This is a genomic window from Kribbella turkmenica (assembly GCF_004348725.1).
Classification (GTDB): Bacteria; Actinomycetota; Actinomycetes; order Propionibacteriales; family Kribbellaceae; genus Kribbella; species Kribbella turkmenica.
In genome coordinates this window covers 1-2,615 of the sequence record NZ_SMKR01000307.1, presented here as the reverse complement: position 1 = coordinate 2,615, position 2,615 = coordinate 1, and the positions used below count along the sequence as shown (strand labels likewise).

Sequence of the window (2,615 nt, the reverse complement as noted above, 5' to 3'; positions counted from 1 at the left end):
GCCATGGAAAACAGACCCACAAAAAGCGATCCTCTGAACCAGAAACAAATCAAACTGACTTGAATCCATACAAAATTTCAAAGGAATCCGCCACAGACACAAACAAACCCACACCCACAACCACAAAGCCGGGGCCCAGGAAACGTTCAATGCCCATGAACGGGGAAAATGCATCTTTCGGCATTGACTTTCGGCACGCTGTTGAGTTCTCAAGAATCGGACGCACACCGCGCTTCAGACTTTCGTTTGAAGCTCCGGGGCAACTCGCCCAACTTTACTGTTTCGTCCGGGGCCGGTCAAATCGGCCTCTTTCGTCCCAGTCTCCCTGCGCGACCCAGTGACCGAAACCCGCCGAGGCGTGTTTCGGCTTCCGAGACCTTCAGGGAGTTTGTCGGAGGACCGGCCGCTTTCGCGTCCCGCGTCTCGCTCCAACAAGAAGAACATTACTGACATTCGCGGTGCGGATGCAAATCGGGGTGCCGGACCTTGTCCGAGACCTTGCGACGCACCCTGGGCGCCGGTCAGCCGGCGCCTGCCACGGAGGCAGCCATCGTCCCTCTGGTCACATCACTCACTCGCGTCTCCGCGGGCGACAACTCCCATGATGCCCCACCGCACAAGTGTGGCTCCACGGGACATCCCGGCACAGACGAGGTGGGAGCTGGTCGCCCAGCTCCCACCTGTCACGCATCGCACCGTCCAGCAGACGCCTCTCGGCGAGTGGCCGCTCGCAGCGGCTGAGGTTGAGGCCCGGGGGTCATGAACCGGACGGCACCAGATGTAATCCACCCCTACCCCCACCTATTCCCGGGCACAGCCGAGTTCTGCCCCCTGGCTGAAGACCAGCCGGCCACCCTCGCGAACCTCGAGCTCGGTGTCCCGCGTCACCGCGGCGACCCTCGTGTCGACCAGCCGGGGCATGGCGAACACAGCGACCGGCTTGCTGGTCGAGCCCGCCTGAACCACGTTTCTGGTACGACGGGCGCCGGCTCGCCGGCCTGCACGACGCCGGCGCAACCGGACTGACGATCTCGCCCCGATCACCGCCCAACTGGCACCGGTACATAGCAGTTCTTCAGATCCGCCGCGATCCCGTCGTACAGAGCAGTCATCCCGCGCCTCTTCTGTTCCGTTGTCTCGGAGCCCTCGGGCGATACAGGGTCCACGCTCGGGGTTCGTGTACACACCGGGTGCCTTAGAAGGCGGGCCTGCCGCGACGGGTCCGGGGCAGGCTCGTGGCTTCGGCTACCGCGACGGCTGCGGTGTCGAGCAGTCGATCTTCGGGTTCGCGCCGACGTAGTTCAGCGGGCCGACGGCGATGGTGATCAGCGTCGTACCCACCTTGGCGCACGTCGCGTCGGATCCTGCGAAGTAGTTCCGTTGGGCGGCGGCCGCCAGGCCGATGAGCAACCAGACGACAACAAGGACGGCCACGGTCCGGGAACCGGTCGTAGAGGCTCTACGAGTGCGCATGTCCACCTCCTGGGCTGAGCGCACCCCCGTGTTGACTCTGCTTCCGGTTCCCGCCCGCGTGCCTACAGAAACGGTGTGGATCACACCTCGCGGTAGTCGTGGTGCGGCTTGATATGGGTGTTCACGTACGTCCCGATGCTCGACGCCGCAAGCAGAGCGGCGAAGGTCGTCTGCGCGACGTCGTAGTACTGGTAGGTGGAGCCGTTGACGTATTCGAGCTCCAACGTGCCGTCGGACCAGCCGACCGATCGCACACTCGACGAGTTCACCAGCCGTCGCCTCACCCGCGCTCCCTCCAGTGCGTCGTACGTCGCCCTAGTGTGCCGGTGACCGCTCGGGCTCCCCGGACTCGAGGCGTGCCACGGCGCGGGCCAGACCGCCGAGGGCCTCGTTGAGTTGACTGAGCACGTCGTGGTCGAGCACGATCTGCGGCTCGTCGAGGCCCAGGTTGGCGGCGAATCTGATCCGGGCGTCGGGCGGTGCCTGTCTCAGTGAGTTGTCGAGCGCCTGCTGAAGTTGCTTGCTGGGCACCATCTCGGGTCGCTCGCGCCACTTGGCGACCGTCCTCGGCGCGACGTTCAAGTGGTAGGCGAAGGACTCGTTGGTCATCCGGAGCGCGGTACGCAAGGCATGCGCGTGCCGGCCCGTCCATTCCTCGATGATCGTCATCGGTATCACTCCCTGCGCGTTGGTCACTCCTTGCAATCAGGTTACGGCGATCAGGTGACCGGCAGAGTGCCGAATTTCTGCCCTGTGGATACCTGTTCAGTTCATGGTGAGGGCGTCGCCGCGGGCGTTGACTGTCGGCATGGACGAGATCAGCGGTCGCACGACCACGCTGTCGCGGACGATCCCGCGACGACGTCATCTGAAAGTCGCAGGCAACGCCGGGCCACGCTGTTTCCAGTTGGTCCGTCACGTCGACGTCTCGGGAGTCAGCGGTACGGGCGTCGTCGCCGAAGGGGTCGAATGGACCGATGGAACGGTCGCTCTGCATTGGGGTGGGCGATACCCGACCACCACGGTCTGGCCGGACGGCATCGACGCGCTCCTCACCGTCCACGGTCACAACGGCGCGACCACCATCCAGTGGCTGGACGGATGACATGCGCCTCCGAACTCGGTGGGGCGGGTCCACCCTG

Annotated in this window: 5 protein-coding genes; 1 reads left to right on the top strand and 4 read right to left on the bottom strand. The window is 64.5% G+C overall.

Annotated elements, in window-relative coordinates; genetic code table 11:
* Nucleotides 1-801 precede the first annotated feature (801 nt).
* The 4 genes from E1218_RS36460 to E1218_RS35390 form a co-directional block, all read right to left on the bottom strand.
* On the bottom strand, nucleotides 802-966 hold the full coding sequence (locus E1218_RS36460) for a hypothetical protein (RefSeq protein ID WP_165949570.1): 165 nt from the start codon (nucleotides 964-966) through the stop codon (nucleotides 802-804).
* Nucleotides 967-1,245: 279 nt separating this feature from the next.
* Nucleotides 1,246-1,473: a hypothetical protein gene (locus E1218_RS35400; RefSeq protein WP_132327393.1), complete on the bottom strand. Its 228-nt coding sequence runs from the start codon at nucleotides 1,471-1,473 to the stop codon at nucleotides 1,246-1,248.
* Between the two features lie 80 nt (nucleotides 1,474-1,553).
* The gene (locus E1218_RS35395) at nucleotides 1,554-1,757 is read right to left on the bottom strand and encodes a KTSC domain-containing protein (protein ID WP_132327392.1); all 204 of its coding nucleotides are present in this window, start codon (nucleotides 1,755-1,757) and stop codon (nucleotides 1,554-1,556) included.
* A gap of 31 nt (nucleotides 1,758-1,788) precedes the next feature.
* The gene (locus E1218_RS35390; RefSeq protein ID WP_132327391.1) at nucleotides 1,789-2,142 is read right to left on the bottom strand and encodes an XRE family transcriptional regulator; all 354 of its coding nucleotides are present in this window, start codon (nucleotides 2,140-2,142) and stop codon (nucleotides 1,789-1,791) included.
* Nucleotides 2,143-2,281: 139 nt separating this feature from the next.
* Between E1218_RS35390 and E1218_RS35385 the strand changes: the two genes are divergently transcribed.
* Nucleotides 2,282-2,578 (top strand): hypothetical protein, encoded by a 297-nt coding sequence (locus E1218_RS35385; protein ID WP_233712695.1) that lies wholly within the window; start codon nucleotides 2,282-2,284, stop codon nucleotides 2,576-2,578.
* Nucleotides 2,579-2,615: the final 37 nt, after the last annotated feature.

What these genes read in the sequence shown, in the direction of transcription:
- E1218_RS35400 (WP_132327393.1), bottom strand. Translation starts at nt 1,473, where the DNA reads ATGCGCACTCGTAGAGCCTCTACGACCGGTTCCCGGACCGTGGCCGTC.
- E1218_RS35390 (WP_132327391.1), bottom strand. Translation starts at nt 2,142, where the DNA reads ATGACGATCATCGAGGAATGGACGGGCCGGCACGCGCATGCCTTGCGT.
- E1218_RS35385 (WP_233712695.1), top strand. Translation starts at nt 2,282, where the DNA reads ATGGACGAGATCAGCGGTCGCACGACCACGCTGTCGCGGACGATCCCG.